Origin of the sequence: Cryobacterium soli, from assembly GCF_003611035.1 — a bacterium.
GTDB lineage: Bacteria > Actinomycetota > Actinomycetes > Actinomycetales > Microbacteriaceae > Cryobacterium > Cryobacterium soli.
On sequence record NZ_CP030033.1, the window covers coordinates 3,294,660 to 3,314,169 of the forward strand.

The 19,510-nt window shown below is 63.7% G+C and carries 21 protein-coding genes; 9 read left to right on the forward strand and 12 right to left on the reverse strand.

All coding sequences use genetic code 11. The features are described 5' to 3' along the window. Positions 1-68: 68 nt before the first annotated feature. The gene (locus tag DOE79_RS15230; RefSeq protein ID WP_120339237.1) at positions 69-929 is read right to left on the reverse strand and encodes a tyrosine-type recombinase/integrase; all 861 of its coding nucleotides are present in this window, start codon (positions 927-929) and stop codon (positions 69-71) included. A gap of 73 nt (positions 930-1,002) precedes the next feature. Here DOE79_RS15230 and DOE79_RS21205 point away from each other — a divergent pair, with 73 nt between their 5' ends. Continuing rightward, a complete protein-coding gene (locus DOE79_RS21205) occupies positions 1,003-1,245 on the forward strand; it encodes a DUF8175 domain-containg protein (protein WP_484066188.1) in 243 nt (80 codons plus the stop codon). A gap of 228 nt (positions 1,246-1,473) precedes the next feature. Then, positions 1,474-2,223, forward strand: a complete 750-nt coding sequence (locus DOE79_RS15235) for a TrbL/VirB6 family protein (RefSeq protein WP_162942783.1) — start codon at positions 1,474-1,476, stop codon at positions 2,221-2,223. 307 nt (positions 2,224-2,530) lie between these two features. Here DOE79_RS15235 and DOE79_RS15240 read toward each other — a convergent pair whose 3' ends face one another. After that, a complete protein-coding gene (locus DOE79_RS15240) occupies positions 2,531-2,767 on the reverse strand; it encodes a hypothetical protein (RefSeq protein ID WP_120339239.1) in 237 nt (78 codons plus the stop codon). Further along, positions 2,767-2,934, reverse strand: a complete 168-nt coding sequence (locus DOE79_RS15245) for a hypothetical protein (RefSeq protein WP_162942784.1) — start codon at positions 2,932-2,934, stop codon at positions 2,767-2,769. The genes DOE79_RS15240 and DOE79_RS15245 overlap by 1 nt, the downstream gene beginning before the upstream one ends. 437 nt (positions 2,935-3,371) lie before the next feature. Between DOE79_RS15245 and DOE79_RS15250 the strand changes: the two genes are divergently transcribed. The 4 genes from DOE79_RS15250 to DOE79_RS15265 all read left to right on the forward strand — a co-directional run bounded on the left by DOE79_RS15250 (position 3,372) and on the right by DOE79_RS15265 (position 8,650). Then, complete coding sequence (locus DOE79_RS15250; RefSeq protein WP_162942785.1) at positions 3,372-4,169, forward strand: hypothetical protein; 798 nt, start codon at positions 3,372-3,374, stop codon at positions 4,167-4,169. Positions 4,170-4,453: 284 nt separating this feature from the next. Beyond that, positions 4,454-5,596, forward strand: coding sequence for a hypothetical protein (locus DOE79_RS20810; RefSeq protein WP_220094245.1), 1,143 nt, complete (start codon positions 4,454-4,456; stop codon positions 5,594-5,596). Positions 5,597-5,724: 128 nt separating this feature from the next. After that, positions 5,725-6,582 carry a hypothetical protein gene (locus DOE79_RS15260; RefSeq protein ID WP_162942786.1) on the forward strand — a complete coding sequence of 286 codons (858 nt, stop codon included), beginning with the start codon at positions 5,725-5,727 and terminating at the stop codon, positions 6,580-6,582. 313 nt (positions 6,583-6,895) lie between these two features. Beyond that, positions 6,896-8,650, forward strand: a complete 1,755-nt coding sequence (locus tag DOE79_RS15265) for a GmrSD restriction endonuclease domain-containing protein (RefSeq protein ID WP_120339243.1) — start codon at positions 6,896-6,898, stop codon at positions 8,648-8,650. An 839-nt stretch (positions 8,651-9,489) separates the two neighbouring features. On the opposite strand, the gene DOE79_RS15275 is transcribed toward DOE79_RS15265, so the two are convergent. Further along, positions 9,490-10,380 (reverse strand): alpha/beta fold hydrolase, encoded by an 891-nt coding sequence (locus DOE79_RS15275; protein ID WP_120339245.1) that lies wholly within the window; start codon positions 10,378-10,380, stop codon positions 9,490-9,492. 93 nt (positions 10,381-10,473) lie between these two features. Here DOE79_RS15275 and DOE79_RS15280 point away from each other — a divergent pair, with 93 nt between their 5' ends. Together DOE79_RS15280 and DOE79_RS15285 are read left to right on the forward strand one after the other, a co-directional pair. Next, positions 10,474-10,947, forward strand: coding sequence for a MarR family winged helix-turn-helix transcriptional regulator (locus DOE79_RS15280; protein WP_120339246.1), 474 nt, complete (start codon positions 10,474-10,476; stop codon positions 10,945-10,947). Positions 10,948-11,074: 127 nt separating this feature from the next. Further along, the gene (locus DOE79_RS15285; RefSeq protein WP_120339247.1) at positions 11,075-11,536 is read left to right on the forward strand and encodes an SRPBCC domain-containing protein; all 462 of its coding nucleotides are present in this window, start codon (positions 11,075-11,077) and stop codon (positions 11,534-11,536) included. Positions 11,537-11,632: 96 nt separating this feature from the next. Here DOE79_RS15285 and DOE79_RS15290 read toward each other — a convergent pair whose 3' ends face one another. After that, positions 11,633-11,947, reverse strand: a complete 315-nt coding sequence (locus tag DOE79_RS15290; RefSeq protein ID WP_120339248.1) for a winged helix-turn-helix domain-containing protein — start codon at positions 11,945-11,947, stop codon at positions 11,633-11,635. A 211-nt stretch (positions 11,948-12,158) separates the two neighbouring features. Between DOE79_RS15290 and DOE79_RS15300 the strand changes: the two genes are divergently transcribed. Next, positions 12,159-12,995: an MBL fold metallo-hydrolase gene (locus tag DOE79_RS15300; RefSeq protein ID WP_120339249.1), complete on the forward strand. Its 837-nt coding sequence runs from the start codon at positions 12,159-12,161 to the stop codon at positions 12,993-12,995. 26 nt (positions 12,996-13,021) lie between these two features. Here the strand turns inward: DOE79_RS15300 and DOE79_RS15305 are convergent, their stop codons facing one another. The 7 genes from DOE79_RS15305 to DOE79_RS15335 are packed head-to-tail and all read right to left on the reverse strand — an operon-like array spanning position 13,022 to position 19,489. Beyond that, positions 13,022-13,951, reverse strand: a complete 930-nt coding sequence (locus tag DOE79_RS15305) for an alpha/beta hydrolase (RefSeq protein ID WP_120339250.1) — start codon at positions 13,949-13,951, stop codon at positions 13,022-13,024. Then, positions 13,948-15,147 (reverse strand): N-acetylglucosamine-6-phosphate deacetylase, encoded by a 1,200-nt coding sequence (locus DOE79_RS15310; protein ID WP_120339251.1) that lies wholly within the window; start codon positions 15,145-15,147, stop codon positions 13,948-13,950. The genes DOE79_RS15305 and DOE79_RS15310 overlap by 4 nt, the downstream gene beginning before the upstream one ends. After that, a complete protein-coding gene (locus DOE79_RS15315; RefSeq protein WP_120339252.1) occupies positions 15,144-16,118 on the reverse strand; it encodes a DUF4862 family protein in 975 nt (324 codons plus the stop codon). The genes DOE79_RS15310 and DOE79_RS15315 overlap by 4 nt, the downstream gene beginning before the upstream one ends. Beyond that, positions 16,115-16,894, reverse strand: a complete 780-nt coding sequence (nagB, locus tag DOE79_RS15320) for a glucosamine-6-phosphate deaminase (RefSeq protein WP_120339253.1) — start codon at positions 16,892-16,894, stop codon at positions 16,115-16,117. Before nagB ends, DOE79_RS15315 begins: the two co-directional genes overlap by 4 nt. Beyond that, on the reverse strand, positions 16,894-17,598 hold the full coding sequence (locus tag DOE79_RS15325; protein ID WP_120339254.1) for an N-acetylmannosamine-6-phosphate 2-epimerase: 705 nt from the start codon (positions 17,596-17,598) through the stop codon (positions 16,894-16,896). The genes nagB and DOE79_RS15325 overlap by 1 nt, the downstream gene beginning before the upstream one ends. Next, a complete protein-coding gene (locus DOE79_RS15330; protein ID WP_120339255.1) occupies positions 17,595-18,545 on the reverse strand; it encodes an ROK family protein in 951 nt (316 codons plus the stop codon). The genes DOE79_RS15325 and DOE79_RS15330 overlap by 4 nt, the downstream gene beginning before the upstream one ends. Next, the gene (locus tag DOE79_RS15335; protein WP_120339256.1) at positions 18,545-19,489 is read right to left on the reverse strand and encodes a dihydrodipicolinate synthase family protein; all 945 of its coding nucleotides are present in this window, start codon (positions 19,487-19,489) and stop codon (positions 18,545-18,547) included. The genes DOE79_RS15330 and DOE79_RS15335 overlap by 1 nt, the downstream gene beginning before the upstream one ends. Positions 19,490-19,510 lie beyond the last annotated feature (21 nt).

Below are 19,510 nucleotides of genomic sequence, written 5' to 3' on the forward strand. Positions count from 1 at the left end.
GTAGGGCAACGCTCAGTACCCGTCGGACGGCCTAGCGCGCACCCATGCTCACAGGGCCCTCAGGGTCCTTAGTCGCCGAATGGCGCTTTGGGGCGTGAACCGGACACATCTGAAACTCGTTTGGCGTTATCGAGGGCTACTGAGACGGCGTCCAGATCATCATCGAAGAGGTCCGCATAGGTGTCGAGTGTCATTGCGGCGGAGGCGTGACCGAGCATCCGTTGGACTGCTTTCACGTTCGCACCCGACGAAACGGCCAGGCTTGCGGCGGTGTGACGCAGATCGTGGATGGTGACCCGGGGAAAGGCCTCGTCGACGAGTTGCGCCTTGGCCACTGCGGCGACGAACCAGCCGCGCCGTCCGTCCGGCTGCGCCTGGTGAACCAGCCCCGTTCCAAACACCAACGCATCATGGCTCTTACCCTCGCACTGCAGCGCCAGAGGGTTGGTTAGGAACTCCGGATAGGGCACGCTTCGCGCCTCGTGTGATTTCGGGGTGCCGACGATCACGTGACCGCCAACGTTGACGGCATTCTCTTGCACCCTCACGCGCCGCCTAAGGGCGTCGAGGTGTTTGAGACGAAGTCCAGTGGCCTCTCCCCATCGGAGGCCCGTGTAGGCAAGCGTGAGGACGAGCGTGGCGTGTCTGCCAGCGTTGTCGGCGAGCAATTGCACCTGGTCGTGCGAGAGGTACACGCGGGCCTTGCCGGTCTTGCGGGGGAGAGCGACGCCTCGGGCTGGGTTCGAATGGAGGCGTCGGTCTTTCACCGCTGCATCGAGGATCGCGGCGAGAACCCCATAGGCCCGCAGGACTGTGGTCGCAACCTTCCCGGCAGCCTCGCCAGTGCCGGCCGTCAACGACGATACCCAGGCCTGCACTGCTGTGTGGCGGATGTCCCCGATCGCGACGCGGCCCCATGTTGGCAGCACGTAGAGTCGCCAAGCAATCTCAACAGGACGCAGTCAGACTCCATCAGGGGCTGTACTTGCAGCCGCAAACTACATCGCCTTCGGAAGTGGGAGACCGGACCACGGGGCGGAACTTGCCGCCTCGGCTATCGCCCCGGGCCTCGGACAGAACGCCGCCATCGAAGCGGCGGGCGCCGCATCCGGTGCGACCCCGGGGACCGTTCAGATCGCTGGCTACCGCCTTGATCGGTACGACCCAGAATGGACGGACGTGGCTCTCGTAGTGCGTATAGACGACGGCTCTTATGCCAGCGGTGATCTGGTTTTGTGGATCTAGCTTGCGATCTGCATTCTCAGTCTCTTCGTGGTGGGAATCCGCCTAGTTGTGCGTCCCAGGGACGCCGGAAACTCGATATTTCGTCTTGGCGTGGTACTCGCGGCGGTCCTCCTAATCAGCGGGGCGGTCGGCGTAGTCAGTGCCATTCTGCAGAACCCCAGCACCACGACAAACGCGTCATCGCCGGTGGCGTTCATCCAATCGTCGCTGACCTACTACGTGGGAGGAATGGCCATTCTCTCCATCGTCATCGGCGGGGGACGAATGGCGTGGCAACAACGATTGTCGCCGGGTCAGGACCTGTTCCGAAGCCTTCTGACGCTGACCGTTGTGTCAGGAGCGGGCCTCGCCGCCATCCAATTGGCCGTCATCGCAGCCGACAGGCTCGCGAGTTGGATCCTGTCGTCCTCGACAGCGGGGACGGACTTTGGGCAAAACCTCGTCACCCTCATTGCGTTGTCGGGCGCAGCGACGGGCGCTTTGGGGCCGATCGTGGTCATCGTTCTGGGCTCTATCGCGATGTTGGCGTCTTTAGTCCAGATTGCGTTGATGGTTCTTCGAGCAGGAATGCTGGTTCTTCTCGGCGGCATCTTTCCCCTCTCCGCGAGCTTCACGAACACTGCCACTGGCAAAGCCTGGTTTCAGAAATGCCTGTCGTGGTTGATCGCATTCATCCTGTACAAGCCTGCAGCGGCCATCGTTTACGCAACGGCGTTCCAGCTGGTGGGCAGCGATCTCTCAATGGATGACGGAACGGGATTGCTGAAGATCGTCACCGGCCTAGTGATGATGGTGCTCGCCCTGAGTGCGCTACCTGCGCTCATGCGATTCCTGGCACCGATGGTTTCACAGGCCGGAGGTGGCGGTCAGACTGCCCTGGCCTTGGCCGGAGCAGGTGGCGGAGCGCTCGGCGAGATGGCTACAGGTGCGGTGCGGCGGGTCGGTGGGGGGCGCGGGAAAGGCCGTAGGTCCAGGTGATGCCTCCTCCCAGGCAGCGACCGGATCCGCGACCACGGCATCGAAGCCTCCCGCTGTGAGTAGTTCGGCGAGTGCGGGCAGCGGGGTCGGTTCGAGTGCCGCTGTGGGCAGCCAAGCTGCGGCGGGTAGCGCCGCTGCTACCGCGGCCGGGCCGATCGGCATCGGACTTGTCGCCGCTCAGAAGGTGGGCGAGGCCGGGAAGACGGCCGGGAGTGCCGCCAAAGGGGCGGCAGAGGATGCCCTCGGGGGTGCTCCTACGGCTGAATAAGCCTGCATAGGAGCGCGCTCGAACCGCTCGGCGCGGCCATCAGCTTTCGTCGTCCGCGGCGGGCAGCCCGATTTCAGCCTGCGCCAGCACCTTGAACTGCTCGGTGGAAATCTGGTCCGTGGACAGGAGCACCATCAGCTCAACGTCGCGGCGGGTCGCGTCGTAACCTTCTTGCGCATCGCTCGCGAAGTTGCTCGCGATTTGCTGCCTTAGGCCCGGGTCGACACCCTCGAATAGATCGGGGTGAAGCGCTTGAACGTCATAGCCACCGGCCATCAGATGCCCTCTCGCGAAGGCGCGATGCGGTCGATGCCAAGTTCAGCAAAAGCTAGATCTTGAAACTCCCGTGGCGAGATCTTCTTCGTTGCCACAAGGAGCGCCAGCTCGAAATCGCGGTAAGTCGCCTCCCGCCCCTCGTGCGCATCGCTTCCGAAATTGCTCACAACCCGCCTCGCAGTCACCGCATCAACGCCCCCAAAAGATCGGGATACACCTCGTGCGCATCGTAGCCTCCGGCCATCAGAAGTCCTCTCGGGAATCTGCATCATCATCCCCCCTGCACCGTGAGCTCGGGAAAACGCCCTCCCACGACTGCCGCAGTTGAGGCGGCAAAGCTTTGGCGACATAGCTACGAAACGATCACGGGTGAGGATCTGGACCCGGTCCGGAGTGAGGCACTCCTGAATCGTCGCTTGGTAGGCACGGATCGCGTGACCCTCCACGTCGAAGTTCGCGATCGAACTTGGAGCGCGTAGACCCGTAGCGGACGCCCCGCGGGGACGCTCGCTGGCTCGTGAAGCTCATCGAACTGCGCAGGTGCGTCGTAGGGATACTCTTCCAATGTGAGAGTCGAACGCTTGAGTCAACGAAGGTACGTCTCATGAGCGACCTGGCGGGCAGGCTTGGGGCGATCGGTTCTCGACACTCACGAACATTGACCGAGCAGGCTCCTCCTCGCCTACGAACGTTGTTACGCGAAATTGTCGTCGGAGAGCGGGGGATGATCGAGGCATACCGCGAGCTTTCCGATTTAGCCGGACAGTCCGTCGACGATATCTGGAGCTACGATTGGGCGGCTCCCCGAGTGCGTGAGCTTGCGGACAATCTCAGTTGGGATCTGGTGTATGCCGCGCTTGAGAAGTACGCGCCAAGACCTGCGCGTGAACTTGCTTCTTACGAGACGAAGGTGAACGACGTACTTGCGCGCGAGGGCATCGCGTACGAGATGGTGCACGGTAGATTCCAGGCGTTCGATCCGGAAGCAACCGACTTCGACCTCGATCTTGTTAACCCTGTGGATGGTGAGAATCTTGCACCAGTGCGCAGGCAGTACCAACGCGCACTGGACGCGCTCAACGGGCGCCCGGCCGATAATCTCGCAGCGATACGAGAGTCGCTGAATGCGCTCGAAGCCCTCGGCCGAATCATAATCGGGAAGCCCAAGGCGTCCCTCGGCGAAGCAATGGACAAGATCCTGGGTAGTTCACCGCACCGGAGAGCGCTAGCCGCCGTCTTGAAGTCGCTCTATGGGTATTCGAGTACTGTGCCGGGCGCACGACACGGAGAGCATGAAACTGTCCAAATTGACTATCCCGAGGCCGCCTTCGTTGTGAGGAGCGCGGGAGCGGCAATTGCAATGCTCATTGCAGAGGACCGCCTGGAACATCATTCAGATTAAACGGCTGTTAGCAACTCTAATCAGCCGTCTCAGATAGCTTCAACGACCACCTGACGCCCCCGGGGTGTTGTCGACTTCATCGAGGCGATGGACGGGACAACGATTCCTAGCTATAGTTTGGCTACGGCAGTCTGGACTGCCACTCTCCGAGTCTTAGTTCCCACGCGACTGAGATGCAGAGGACAACGGGTGCCGATCCAGAGATGCAGTATCTGTCAAATTCGAGATCTCTCTCAAAACAGGACTTGCACGCGCGGGATGCACAGTCCGGAACGAAGATTGAGATGACCTCCAACAACCACGCCAACAATCGCGAGCTCCAGCAAGATGCACGAGCCTGGGCAACCTTCACAGGCACGAAGTACACCGCCTCACTGCGACAAGTGACCTCTCCGTACGCACAGGGATTCCTCGGTGAACGGGTCAGCGCACGGCAGTTGATCGCTGCACTCGACAACCATCCGCTGGTCGGCGCCGACGGTGGCGATCCCGTCCTTGGCGAGAATGGCTGGTACGCCGAAGAGCCGTGGCAATTCAACGGAGAGACTGACTTCATCGAGCTGGCACTCATCACAGAGTTGCTCCGCATGTTCACCACCATCACGAATTCCGCGACGCCGGACGTGAGCAGCTACTCGTTGAAGCACACCGCTGAACACTTTCTCAGTCCACATACCTCCTACGTATCTAACGGCAAACTGATCTGGGCTGCAGCAGCACTGGGGCTTCCAATCGCCGAAGCCCGGGACGGCAGCCCCAACCTCCTCATCGGGGTGTCAGAGCGCGAGCATGACTATGTCAGCCGAATGGTGGGCGGAGGACCCAAACCGCGTGGACACCACTACCGCCCGGCCGGATACGCTCACTTGCAGACAGCGCTTCAGCGCGCTGAGTCTGGCGCGCATGCCGAGGACCGCTGGGTCCAGCCGGCACCTGGGCTAGAGGCAGCGCCGTTCCACGACTGGCTGGTACAGCAAGCCAATCGCCAGGATGCGGTAGGCGATCTCGCGAGCGATTATTCCGCGGGCATTCGAGACAGTGACCACCGCATTGCGCGAACATCCGACGAGCTGCTGGTTGTCCTCAGCGAAGTTGGATACTCACCAGAGGCGTACCAGGCTGCGGAGCACGCGATCGCCGAATGGAAGAAAAAGTCGACGCCGTCGAGACCATTTCGAACTGAGCGAATTGGTGCCGATTCTAACGACCACGATGGGTGGGGCGCCGGCGCGGGTACGACGGAGCGCTATGAGTATCTATGCGTTTGCGGCGATGGCACGATCATCGAAGAGCATGAGAACACGCCGGGCTTCCGAGAACACGATGTTTGGATTGATTGCGACAAGTGCCGCGAGGAGTGGCGCTTCGTCACCGACAGATCCGTGAGGGATTGGGCACTGGAACCTAACTCAGGCGGGCATGAATAGCGCGTAGCTCCACAGCGTTTTTCTGTGTGCGTCCGGGCATGGGCTAGCCGTCTGGACGCACATAGAGCGATGATATTGCGGGCACGGCTAGGGCAAGAGCCAAGAACGCGCTGCCATATGATCCGAGGATGATCGGAAAACACGACCGACAGGAGTCGGACGAACAGATGCGGGTCGCAGTCCGCGCCGTCCAAAGCGCGCGCGCTCTGTATGGCCACCTTGCTGATCATCTTCCTGCCCCGCTTGCAGGATCCATGCTGGACATGGAACGTGCCCACACAGCGAGAGAGCCTATGGACGCGCTCGTGATGGCACATCGTGCTCGAGCTCGCGAAAACCTCGATCGAGTGTTCGAGATGATGATCGACAACGATAACGGGCGATTGCTCGCTTACCCGTTCTCCCTCTATGCCCTCATCCGTGCGGCGGTTGAGGCCGCCGCGACATCACTCTGGCTTGTCAAATCCTCAAAGAAGAAGGACCGAGTGCTGCGTTCGCTCCAACTTTCCTACCGGAATGCGCAAGAGGCGCTCAGATTTGCAGAGTTGATGAAAGGCAAAGGCGGTGCTACTCCAGCGCGACAAGGCGCCGCTAAGACCCTGGACCGTCTCAACCAGTTGAAGGACACAGTCGGGCCGCTTCGACAAATAAAGCTTGGCCCGCCACCGAGGTACACGGCTATATTGATGGCTGTTTCGACCAAGAGGTACGGCAGTAACCCTGCAGGTTATGAGATTTCGTCGCCGCTAATGGTATGGAGCGTCAGTAGTGCCTTCCTGCATGGAAGCGAACAAGTCATGCGGGCGCTAAGCGACGTCCGGCAAATGGACGATTTCACCGATGGTGTTGCGTCCTTCGAGATAACGCCTAGCATCCAGATGCTGGCGGTTTCGATCCGGACGTGTGTCGAGCTCATTGATGAGCTTGACGAGCGTTATGTCTACCTTGCTACGCATGACTACGCGGGTCATGACGTCTCGATCTAGGTTGGAGTGCACCTATCATTGGCCCTATGGCGCTGTCACAAACAGGCCAGACAAGGGGATCGGCTTGAGTGGCGATGGGCCTCGCGAGAAGCTCTGTGGCCTGGAACCTCTTAGAGATGTCCTACACCGTCCTACAGCGGTGTGAAAATTGTGATCTTGCCAAGACCCTCAGATTCCAAAGTCGTCTCCAGGACAACGGTTCCGATGCCTTCGTGAGGTTCCTTAGAGCGTTGTCCGCGCGCTAGCTGGCCTGGCCGCAATTTGCATTTGTGGTCGCGTCGTCGTGACTGCCATGATTCACGCATGCCCACGCATGCCCACGCTTGATCCCGCGCCCCGCAGTATTCAATCCATATACAACTGGCACAGCGACCATGACCTTTTTGTCAATCGCCGATATCAGCGAAAACTCGTGTGGACATTGCTTGAAAAGCAAAAGCTCATCGAGTCGATTACGAGTCAGTTTCCGGTTCCCGCCATACTTCTGGCGGAACGTGACGGCGGGGGCTTCGAAATCATTGATGGAGTGCAGCGTCTTTACGCGATCATCTCTTTTATAGAGAACAAGTTCCCCACCCTCGACGGTCAATATTTCGATATCGCGCATTTCACTAGCGCGCAACTGCGTGCCGACGAAGGCGCGTTCGAAGCAACGACGGAATCGGCCAAGCTATCCCAGCGCGAGGTGGCCGGCGTGCTGGATTACGTTATGGCAATCACTGTGATGCGCGAAGCAACAGAAGCAGAGATTGACGACGTCTTCGCGAGGATCAATACCTATGGCCATCGCCTTAGCGATCAAGAGCGGCGCCAATCGGGCGTCCAGGACGAATTCTCGATCATGATCCGTGAGCTAGCCACCACGCTGAGGGGTGACGTTTCCAGCGACGTCCTTGAACTTTCGGACATGCCATCGATTTCCATAGATTTGCCCATGAGTAAACACGGTTACCAAGTTCAGGCCGAAGATGTATTTTGGGTCAGCCATGGAATTCTGCGATCAACGGATCTTCGCGACAGTCTTGATGAGCAGTACATCGCAGACATCGCAGCATGCGTGGTCGGCGGCGCAGTCATTGAACGATCGAAGGCCGCACTGGATGCGATTTACGACGGAGGAAGTGACGAAAACACCCGTGTACAAAACGCCCTCCAGATATATGGAGTGGACAAGTTCGCGGACGAGTTCAAATTCGTCATTGATGAGATCGAGAAAATCTGTGGGGCTTGTGCACCTCTGAAGCTTCGCAACGTTCTCTTTACATCCCCGAACACCAATGGGTTCCCTTCGGTGTTCGCAGTTTTGTTCTTCGCCATACATGAGACGTTGGTGCAGCAGAAAAACGTCATCTCTGACTATGAAGGTATGAAGAAAGCTATAACCGGTCTTGCGCTTCACTTGACCGTGAAAGCCACAGGCGCTGAAAAGCGGCGACGAAACATTGACGTGGTCAAAGGGCTTATTAGCTCTCATGTCGTTCCGGGTGTTGCGCCCAACATCTACGGTGCTCAAGCGACTTCAGACATAGATGGGCTGATCCGTCGTTCGCAAATAGAGTTGCCTCACTACGAGCTGAAACAGGGTGTGCTAACTCTCGCGCCGTCGGGGCGCGGACTGGACTCGGGAATGATCCCGAAGTTGGTCAAGACAATTTGTGCCATCGCGAACAACGGAGCATTCGCGGGAGCGCTCTTGATTGGTGTGACTGACACACCGAGCGATGCAATTTCCGTGAAGAATCTGGACCAGATTGAGCCGAGAAAAGTTGGACCACGGTTTGTCGTCGGCGTGCAGCGTGAAGCAAAGTTCCTGGGTGAGACGACGGAGGACTACTTTGCCCGGATAAAGGACGGTATCAAAAACTCTGATTTGAGCGCTGCGCTGAAGGCTGACGTCTTGTCCAGCATCGACTACAACGATTACTTCGGGCTTGGCATTGTCGTAATTCCTGTGCCGGCACAAAGGAACCCTTCCTCGGTCGGAGATAAATTCTACTGGCGTTCGGGTGACTCAACTGTGGAAGCGACGGGACTAGAGATAGTGACCATAACGCAACGCTTCAGCTGAAACGTCTTTTCCAGAAACGAGCGAGCCGCCACTTAGCTAACTGAGCACTGTCAAGCGCTGCCCGGGGTCCGGGTCGGCCACGGGCTCTGGATGGAGGAATAGTGAGCTTGCCGCTCGACCTGATCTTGATGGCCTGGCTTGGCCAAAGAGACTATTTCGGTCAGTTCCAGGTCCTCGATGCCTGACATGGTCGAGAGACTTGGGAGCCTGTTGAGCATGAATGATGCAGACACGGCTATGGACGACTCCAGCGCACCCTATGACGATGTAGCGGAGGCTCACTTCCGGGAGAGGCTTGGATGGCGATCCGCCCGGTCCGAGGGCCGATCGGATCTATATTTCGACCAGTGGACTTGGACAGAGACCGAGAGACCTCCTTGGCGGAGCCCGACGCTTGTCCAATGCGTTGGCGACGGCAGATACCAGGTCGTATGGGCTGATGTACCGTTCGAACCGAGCGCTGAACCGTACACCTTTCACAACTGGTCGGATCTCATGCGCGCAATCGGATTGATTGAGAAGTGGGAGGGGCTAGCTGGCGATGCGCCGCCGCAACTTAGCCACTAAGCGACGGCATCGGCCTGACCGTGCCACGCGCGCGGTGGACACAAAATGGACACAATCAGACCAGCTCGTCACAGATCCGCCAACACAGATGTGATCGAAAAGGCCCCAAATTCCGGCGATTTGTGTCTCTTTCCTTTGTCCGGCACGACTCCCGGTAGAGTTCAAATCCCACCGGTACCGCCACGAAAACCCCCTGATTCCCTGTTTTTCCGGGAAATCAGGGGGTTTTCTCGTCTCCGGTGCGGTCTATCCGAGACGGCCAGGGATGTGCCTCAGTCGCGATCGACGCGAGCCAGGAACCCAAGGACAGCGAAGGCCAGCTGCTCGGGAGATTCCTGAGCGACGAGGTGGCCAACTCCCTCGATGTGCACTGAGCTGAACTCACCCGAACTGACCTGCTGGAACGAGGTCGCGGTGAAGGGATTGTGTGCCCCGTCGACCGTGAGTACCGGCACGTCGATCGGATGCGCTTCAGCCAACTCCTGGGTGGCACCCTTGTCGGTGAAGATGGCCCGGTAGAGGCTCTCGGTGCCGCGCCATCCGCCTGGGCGGGAGTAGGTGCGGATGAACTCGTCGAGGTCGGCCTCGCTGACGGCGCCGTCGGTGCCGTTCATCATCGGATAGGCCCACTCGGCGAGCAGCGTGCGTTCACGCCCCGGGAGCAGAAGCGAGGGGATGCCGGGTGCGCCGAGGAAGCCGACATGCCACGATCCGAAGCCGTTCACGTCCGCGAGCATTTCCAGACCGAATCCGGCCAAGGTCGATTCGATCGCCGTGAAACTGAGCAGATCGCCGGGATGGGTCGCGGCGAAGCGGAATCCGACGCCTCCGCTGATGTCCTGGACCAGGACGTGCACGGGGCCAAGGTCCAGGTGCTCGACGAGATGGTGCAGGTCGTCGGCTGCGACCTGCTCCTCCCATCCGCTGTCCCCGGTGCCGGAGTCTCCGAATCCTCGGAGGTCCAGGGCATACACGCGGTGCGTCTGTGCCAGGAGCGGAATGAGCTTGTGGAAGGCCCACCAAGTCTCCGGCCATCCGTGCACGAGCACGATCGGCGAACCGTCGCTCCCCGCTGAGACGAAGTGGATCGGGGCGCCGTTCAGGTCGACGACATGGTGCGTGACCTCCGGAATGGTTGCACCGGCGGGACGGGTAATAGTCATAAGATCGATCTCCAATAGACAAGTGGCTTGTCTTTCTGAATATAGACAAGGGGGTTGTCTAAGTCAAGCCGGGGCGAGTCGTAAGCTGAACCCATGTCTCGATCAGGTGCTGACCTCGCGCTGCTACTCCTCGCCGGCTTCCGGAAGATGGCGGACCAGGGCTCGATCGAACTGGCGAAGCTCGGCTACGACGATGTTCGGCCGGTGCACGACTTCGCTTTGCATTCCATCCTGTCTGGGGCGGATAGCGCCTCGGCACTGGGGCGAGCGATGTCCATCACTAAACAGGCCGCCGCCAACACGATCAGCCTGCTCGAGGATCGGGGTTACGTGGCCCGGGAGCCGGATCCGACGGACAAGCGTCGCATCAGGCTGAGCGTGACCGAGCGCGGACAGGCGATGCTCCGCGATGGTGAGGCTGTTTTTGACAGACTTCGCGAGCGATGGGAGCAGGAGGCAGGCGGAGACGCCGTCGCAGCCCTCCAGGACACGCTGCGCCAGTTCGTCGGCCCCGACGCCATCCAGGTCAACGTCCCGGGCTGGGACGCGCGCGACCCGGAGTCGTAGGTGCCCCCCGCCGTAAACGGATTCGCAATCATGGGTACGCTCGATGAGGCGCGTTTGCTGAACTGGTTGACGTGCCGCTCGGCGGGCAGCGTCCCGTCGCGCTCAGCTCTCACGTGAAGGAAATACCGTGTCTGACCATGCAAGAATCAAGGGCCACACCGTGACCCGCACCGTGCACATCGAGGCCTCCCGTGACCGCGTCTGGGAGGCGCTGACCGACCCTGAGGTGATGGTCAAGTGGTTCGGAGACGCTGCGGGGTTTGCCGCGCTCGAGCCCGGCGCGACCGGCAGTATCGACTGGGACGACTACGGCAGCTTCCCGATCGAGATCACCGAGGTAGTGCCCGGCGATGCGTTCGGCTTCCGGTGGTCGGGAATTCCCGCTGAAGCGCTCGACGAGTACTCGACGCACGTGCGCTTCACCGTCGCGGATGCTGGCACCGGCACGGATGTCACGGTGGTCGAGTCGGGCTTCGACACGCTCCCCGGCGGCACCCGCTACCGTCGCGCCCGTCTCGAGCAGAACCGAGAGGGCTGGGACGTCGAACTCGACGAGCTTGCGATCTTCCTCGAAGGTGCCGACCAGTAGGTCACGATTGCGGGGAAGTCGCTGGACGCCGTGTCCGCGTGGCTCGGTCTGTCGTCCGGCCGTGAGTCGAGCGCAGCGGGTGTGGCGACCCACCGACTAGGGCGTGACGTCGCCGGCGATTTCCCGCAGCGTCGCGAGGTGGGCTTTCCACGCCGTCCGGCCCTGACGTGTGAGGGTCAGCGAGGTGCGCGGCATCTTTCCTGCGAATGACTTCCCCACCGAGAGGTACCCGGCAGACTCCAGCAATGTGACCTGCTTGCTCAGTGCAGAGTCGGTGATCTCGACCGCATCGCGAACCTCACGGAAGCCGAGCGTGCCGGCGCGGTCGAGAGCCGCCACGATTGAGAAGCGAACTGGATTCTGGAGGAGATCATCGAGTCGGTGCCTGGGGTGCTGGTCCGTGGCGGTCACGAGCGTGCCTCGCGGGCTGCGCAGACGAACGCCACGATGAGCACAAGGCCCGATGCGATCCCCGCCAGGAGAACAGATCCGTGCGCCCAGATGACCACGGAGATGGCGGCTGCGTAGGAGACGAACCAGCTCGCGATGTACCCCGTCCAGCGGCGGCTGCGCGCGAAGGCCGACCGGCCCTGGATGCCAGGGAAACGACTAGCCTCGAGCCATGACCGAATCAGGCTGGGCTGAGGTGGGCCGCGGCGTCTTCCAGCGGCGGTACGAACCGATGGATGTCTCGGTGGTCGTGGTGGTCGGGCCCACCGGTCTCACTGTCGTCGATACCCGCAACAACCCGGCCGAGGCCGAAGAAATCGTCCGGGACGTCGATGCCCGGTTCGGGCTCCCGATTGTCGCTGTGGTGAACACCCACGCCCACTACGACCACACCTTCGGCAACCAGACCTTTGCCGCGCTCCCGTCGGTGCCCGTCTACGGCCACCACCGCATCCCGCAGCACTTCGGCGAGTACGAGGGACCCCGGCTCGCCGCCCAACAGGCCGACCCGTCCCGGGAACCCGACAAGGACTGGGCGGATGTGGTGTTGACCCCGCCCGACGTGCTCGTCACGGCCCCGGTGACACAGGTGGTCGGCGGGCGCGCTCTCGAGTTGATTCCGCTGGACCCTGGCCACACCGACACCGACCTTGCGGTCCTCGTTCCGGACTGTCGCGTGTGGCTGCTCGGCGACGTCATCGAGGAATCCGGTCCACCGATGTTCGGCTCGGGCAGTTACCCGTTCACCTGGCCCGCGGTTCTGGCGGGACTGCTCGAAGCGATCCGGCCGGGCGACGTCATCGTGCCCGGCCACGGTGCGGTGGTGGACCGGGATTTCGTGGTTCGCCAGATGGAGGCGCTGCAGAAGGTGGCCGACACCATCCGTGCGAGCGTGACCACCGGCACCGCACTGGAGGATATGCCTGCCGACCACGACCTCTTCGGTCTCTGGCCGAAGGTGATGCTGGAATCCGCCTTCGCCCGCGGCGCTGACCAGCTCGACGGTTGAGCGGACAGTCGCCCCACCGCCACCCGCTACAACTCGTCATCGAGCCAGCGACGAATCCACCCGCCCCGGACTCGATGCGATTCGGCCGAGCCGGAGGCATCCTCGGCGGCGCTGTCAAACCCATGGAAGCCGCCGGACCACACGTGCAGCTCCGCACGGTTGCCGCGGCGCCAGAGGGCTCTGGCAAAATCTGTCACCGCGTCGCGGAAGAGCTCTGCCGATCCTGCGTCGAGGTAGGTCGGCCCGAGTTCGGGGATCTCGTGGCGCTCGCCGGGCGGCGTGTGCGCGCTCTCGCCCAACGCCGCAGTCCAGGCGGCCGCATCATTGGCGGCACTCCACGAGCGGTCGCCGTGAAATGGAAGAGCCGTCACGGCGTCCGCCCGGGCCAGCATCGGGCACACGAGCAACTGTCCGCCGATACGCACGCCAGACGAGGCGGCGCGCAGGGCGACTTCGGCGGCGATACCGCCCCCTGCGCTCTGGCCGGCGAGCAGGATCCGCATCCCGTCGCGGCCGGCCTCCCTGGTGACCGCGAGGACAGTCTCGACGATGTCACCGAAGTCGTGCTCAGGGGCGAGCGGGTATTCGACGCACCAGACCTCGAGTCTCAACTCGAGAGCATGCCGGGCGACGATGTCTGCGCCCGCGAACCGGTCCCCGGCGATCAGGCCCCCGCCGTGCAGAAAGATCACCCGAGCGAGCGCGGGCTCTGCGGGTGCCTGGAAGACGGTTACCGGGACGCCGCCGGAGGAGCGCTCGGAGGACGTCAAGCCGCAGCGCGCTGCGACGGCCTCGGCCGTTGTAGCACGGGACCGGGCCTGAAGACGGTACGCCATCATCCCCCCGGGCACGCCGATGTCAGTGGGCAGAGCATCGCCCAACGCACGGAGGGCCGGTTCGAACTGTCGAGCCACCGGCACAGCGTTGTTCTTTGAACGTGTCGCGGCGACGGTCATCCGGCCACTCGCGGATCGTCGTGTGCATCGGTGTCCGTGACGATACGGACACCGTCACGCCAGACGGCACGAGGGAGCAGGGCGCTGTCCCAGATCACCAGGTCGCCGCGGCAGCCCACCTCGAGTCGGCCGAGGTCGTCGCGCTGTATCGCTCGAGCGGGCACGGCAGTGGCCGAGGCGATCGCCGCACCGAGCGGAATGCCCCACGACACAACGTTGCGCAGGGCCCGGTCCAGGGTCAAGGTTGAGCCGGCGAGAGTGCTGGTGCCGTGCAGCGTGGCGAGCCCGTCTCTCACAGTCACCTGTTGGGCGCCGAGCAGGTATTCGCCATCGGACGCTGCCGCGGCGGCCATCGCGTCGCTGACGAGTGCCACCCTGCCGGGGGCGGCGGCGAAGAGCATGCGGACGACTGTGGGGTCGACGTGACTGCCGTCAGCGATGATCTCAAGGATCATCCTGTCGTCCGCCGCCGCCGCACCGATCGGGCCCGGCGCCCGATGATGCACCGGCGGCATTGCATTGAACGTGTGGGTCAGCAGGCTGGCTCCGGCATCAATCGCGCGCAGCGTGGTGCCCGCATCAGCGCCGGTGTGCCCGATCGCCGCAACGCTCCCGGCGGCGACAATCTGGCGCACCGCCTCGATGCCGCCGGTGAGTTCGGGTGCGAGCGTCACCTGCTGGACCACCCCCGTCGCGAGCAGGCGGGCGAGCTCGTGCGCCTCTGGCGGGTGAAGGGCGGCTGGGTCGTGGGCTCCGCAGCGATCGCTGTCGATGTATGGACCCTCGAGGTGGGCGCCGAGAATGCCGGGCTGCTCGCGCCGGGCGGCGGCGATCCGGGTCAGCTGGGCCTCAAGGGCTCGGGGATCGGCGCTCACCAGAGAAAGCACGATTCGGGTCACGCCGTGGGCGGTATGAGCGCCGACGGCCTGCAGGATCTCGTCGATGCTGCCGTCAAACGCGAAGGTCGCTCCGCCGTGGTTGTGGATATCCACGAGGCCGGAGGTGATGATCGCACCCGGCCCGCCGATCTGGCGGGCGTCGACCACGTCGTCCCCCTCTGGGGCCCAGTCGCCGGTCGTGCCGGTGGCTGTCACGATGCCGTCGCGGATGCGCACCCAGCCGGCCGGGTCGTCGCGGATGTCACCGTGTGAGTTGGCGGTGATGAGGCGCGCGGAGTGTACGAGCAGACCGGTCATGCCGTCACCTCACGGGCCGTTCGAACGTTGCGGATCGCCGTGAGGTTGCTCTCGACGGTGCGAACTATGTCCGCCGCCGTCCGGTCGTGCGGCCGACGGCTGACCTTCACTCCCAGCCAGTCTGCGGCGGCCGCGGCGCTGAGAGCCGCCCGCACATGTGCGTCGTCGAGGAGCGAACCGGAAGCCGGGTCGGCGCTGAGGACGGGAAGATGCGCGTCGCTCCAAGCGTCGCCGTAGGGTCCGTCGGCGGCACTCGCCCCCGAGAACGTGAGCCCCGTCAGGAGCCCGGAGGCGGCAACCGCCGCGATCTGCGAGGTGACGGAGTCCGCGCTGCGCAGTTCAATGGCTGAGCGCCCCCAGTTCAGCCACATGCCGATGGACGCTCCCGACTGGGCGGCCACGGAGATCTCGTCGGCGACCGGGAGGAAGCCCTTCTCGAACGGGTGGTTCGGCATGACAGTGTCGCAGTGTTCGATGACGAGCTGCGCCCCCTTCCAGTCGAGGTCGGTGAGCTCGGCCAGCGACTCGGCGAGAGCCGTGGCGTCTCCGACCCCGGTGGGAGCGGTGTGCAGGCCGACCATGGTCACCTCGGCATCAGACTGCTCGGTGAGCACCCGCACATCCGCGGCCAGGCGCCGCAGGTCGGCGAGCGCGGCCGCCCTGCCCGCACGATCCGGAGACGCGATCCCATAGCGTGGAGCTTCCCGGCATCGTTTCATGACGAACGGCAACGCGGTCAGAGACAACTGGGCGCCGGCAGGGACATTGTGCAGGAACCACGCATTGTCGTGCGGATGGAGCGCGCCCAGCCAGGGTATTTCAAGTCCGACCACATCGGGCAGCGCGCACAATCCCCGGAGTAGTTCCCCCTCCAGGACGGGATCCCAGCTGCCATGCGCGGGCGAGGCGGCGTAAGCGCTGACGAGCACTCCGCGAGGTGCCAGGGGCTCGGCCGGCGGCTCGTGCCTCATCGGATCACACTGTCTCGGTGAGCGTACGTGGAGCGGTAGTAGTCGGCCAGTTCCAGTTGCGCGGCCGCCGCGTCGTCGACGAACACGGTGACATGCGGGTGGTGCTGGAGGATTGTGGCCGGCCAGAGCGCCGACACAGCGCCCTCGACGAGCTGTCGCACCGCTTCAGCCTTGCCGGCACCCGTCGCGACCAGCACCACGTGACGAGCCTCCATGATCGTGCCGAGCCCCTGGGTGAGGCAGTGCACGGGAACCGCATCAACGTCGCCGTCGAAGAACCGCGCGTTGTCGAGGCGGGTCTGCTCTGTGAGGGTCTTCACCCGCGTGCGCGAAGCGAACGACGAGGCAGGCTCGTTGAAGGCGATATGGCCGTCGGTGCCGATCCCCAGGATTTGCAGGTCGACACCGCCCGCCTCCCGCATCGCACTCTCGAAGGAAGCGCAGGCGGCGGCCAGGTCGGCCGCGCCACCGTTCGGGCCCTGCACGGCGTCTGTGGGCAGATCGACTCGAGACACGAAGTCCTGCTCGATCACCGTGCGATAGGAGCAGGGGTGTCCCTCAGCCAGGCCCACGTATTCATCCAATGTGAACGCGCGGGCCCGGGCCAGTGAGATCGTGCCGTCGGCGACCCGGTCGGCCACAGCGTCGTAGATTCGCAGGGGGCTGGACCCGGTGGCGAGCCCCAGGACGGCGTCAGGCTTGCGTGCCATGAGCGCCGCGATTTCGTCGGCGACGAGTTCGCCGATCCGGTCTTCCCGGACAATGATTACTTCCACTAGCTGACTCTCTCTGACGTGGTCGCCAATGCTTCGACGAACCACGATGTGATCGTGGATGGATGCGTGATCGCGGTACCCACGCACACGGCATGGGCGCCCGCTCGACGTGCAGCTGCGGCGTCGGCCGGTGAGTGGATTCGCCCCTCCGCGACGACAGGTTGGGCGCAATGCGTGGCGATGCTCTGGATGAGATCAAGGTCGGGCCCTGACGTCTTTTCGCGCTCCCCGGTGTAGCCGGAAAGGGTCGTGCCCAGGACGTCTGCGCCCGCTTGCCCGGCAGCGATCGCGTCGTCGAGAGAACCGCAATCGGCCATCACGAGCACGTCCGGATGCGTTTCCCGCAGCCCCGCGACGGTCTGGGCCAGCGTGAGCCCGTCCGGGCGAGGTCGACGTGTGCCGTCGATCGCGACGATGCTCGCCCCCGCGTCCGCCACGGCACGGGCGTGCTCGAGCGTCGGGGTGATGAATACGCCGGAACCACCGTCCTTGACGAGCCCCACGATCGGAACGGTGAGGTCGGCGGCAGCCCGGATGTCGGCGATGCCCTGCAGCCGCACGGAGACGGCGCCGCCGAGCACGGCGGCGCGGGCGATCTGGGCCATCGTGCTGGGGTCGCGCATGGGCTCGCCCGGGTAGGCCTGGCAGGAGACGATCAGCCCACCGGTGAGGAGGCCGAGAATGTTCTCGGCACGCATTGTCATGACTCTCCCCTCAGAGCGGCCCACGCGGATGCGGCAGCACCGCGCAGCGGAGCGTCGCCGCCGAGGGTGCCGGCGACGAGCGGGACCCCTTGGAGGGCGTCGATCACGTCGGCGCGGAACGCGGCGTCCATGGCACTCCACCAGGCGTCGCCGATCATGGGCACACTGCCGGTGATGACGACCCGCTCGGGATCGAGCACAGTCACCACCGCTGCGATCGCACGCCCGACCGCCGCAGCGGAATCGCGAACGGCGCGGGCGGCGAGAACATCGCCGTTTGCGGCCCGGCCGGCCACACCCCGCGCATCCGTTTCGGCGGGGTCTCCGCCGAGCCAGAGGTAGTGCCGGTACAGGCCCAGACCCGACCCGATCGCTTCGAGATGGCCGGAGCGTCCGCACGTGCACCTCAGGTGTTCGGCGCCGGGAGTGGGCATGTGCGCAATTTCTCCGGCGACGTGGCGCGCCCCCCGGAGCGCGCGACCGCCGAGAATTACACCGGCACCGACACCGGTGCCGACCGCCACGACCAGCACGCTGTCGGCGCCGAGTGCTGCGCCGTGGCGAATCTCGCCTGCGGCGTGAGCGTCGACGTCGTTCTGCACATGCACAACCGCGTCGACCGGGAGTCGGGTGCCCATGCCGCTGCGCACAGCGTCGGCGAGCGGAGTGCCGGCCCAGCCGGCAAGAGTGTCGGTCGAAGACACGATCGATCCCGAGCGCACGTCGACGACCCCGGCGGTACCGATGCCGACACCACGGAGAATCGCGTGCGGCATCCGGTCGAGCAGCTCGGTGGCCAGGCGCACCACGGTGCTGACGACCGCACCTGGTCCTGCCGATCCCGGTGTCGGCCGTGTGGCCCGGCTGAGGATGACGTCCTCCGAGTCGACGAGGGCGACGGCGGTTTTTGTGCCTCCGATGTCGACGGCGAGCATGACGTCGTTCATCACACCGACAACAGGTCGTGGTCCGCGAGAATCGCGCGGATCTTCGTCACCGCGGCGTCGTCAAGAGCTTCCACGCCGGTCGCCACGGTGGCGTGATCGATCAGGCCGCGCGCGAGCATGGCTGCCTTGAACGCGCCAACGCCTGTCGCGTCGCCGGACAGGCCCGACGGCTGAAAGACCACCTCGAACAGGCGGTTGATGCGCACCTGCTCCGCCCGCGTGGCCCCCCAGTCTCCGAGAGCGGCGGCCTCCCACAGGCGCACGTATCCCTCGGCTTCGACGTTCGCGAAGCCGGGGACCACGCCGTCGGCACCGGCAAGAAGCATCGCGTCGACGACCATTTCGTGCCCGGTGAGAACCTGCAGCGGATGCCCGGCGGCCTCGTTGGCCGCCAGAAGGCGACGGAACCCGACGTCATCGCCGGATGAGTCCTTCACGCCGTGCAGAACTCCCTCAGCGGCCAGCTCCATGAGGAGGTCCAGGGCGAGTTTCGAGTGAACGCGCACGGGAACGTCGTAGGCCCACAGCGGTGCGTCGATGGCGGCCGCGATGGTGCGGAAATGTGAGGCGACCTCTGCGGTCGAATTCAACGTGTAGAGCGGGGCGGTCGTGACGATCGCATCGACCCCGACCTTGATGAGCTGGCGCGCGACCTCGATGACGCGAACGGCAGTCAGTTCTATGGCCCCGGCGATGATCGGCACGCGCCCTGCCGTGGTGTTGACAATGGTGCGGGCGATCTCTACTCGTTGTGCGTTGGTGAAGTACGCGGTCTCGCCGGTAGAACCCAGCGCGAAGAGGCCCGAGCAGCCGGCGCCGATCAGGTACTCCACGAGGCGGGAGAGGGACGCGTGGTCGATGGTCCCGTCCGGATGGAGAGGAGTTGCGACCGGGGGAATGATGCCGGCGAAACGGATGGTGGAGGCAGCGGTGAGCGAAGTCATCTGTATGTCCAATTGAGGTTG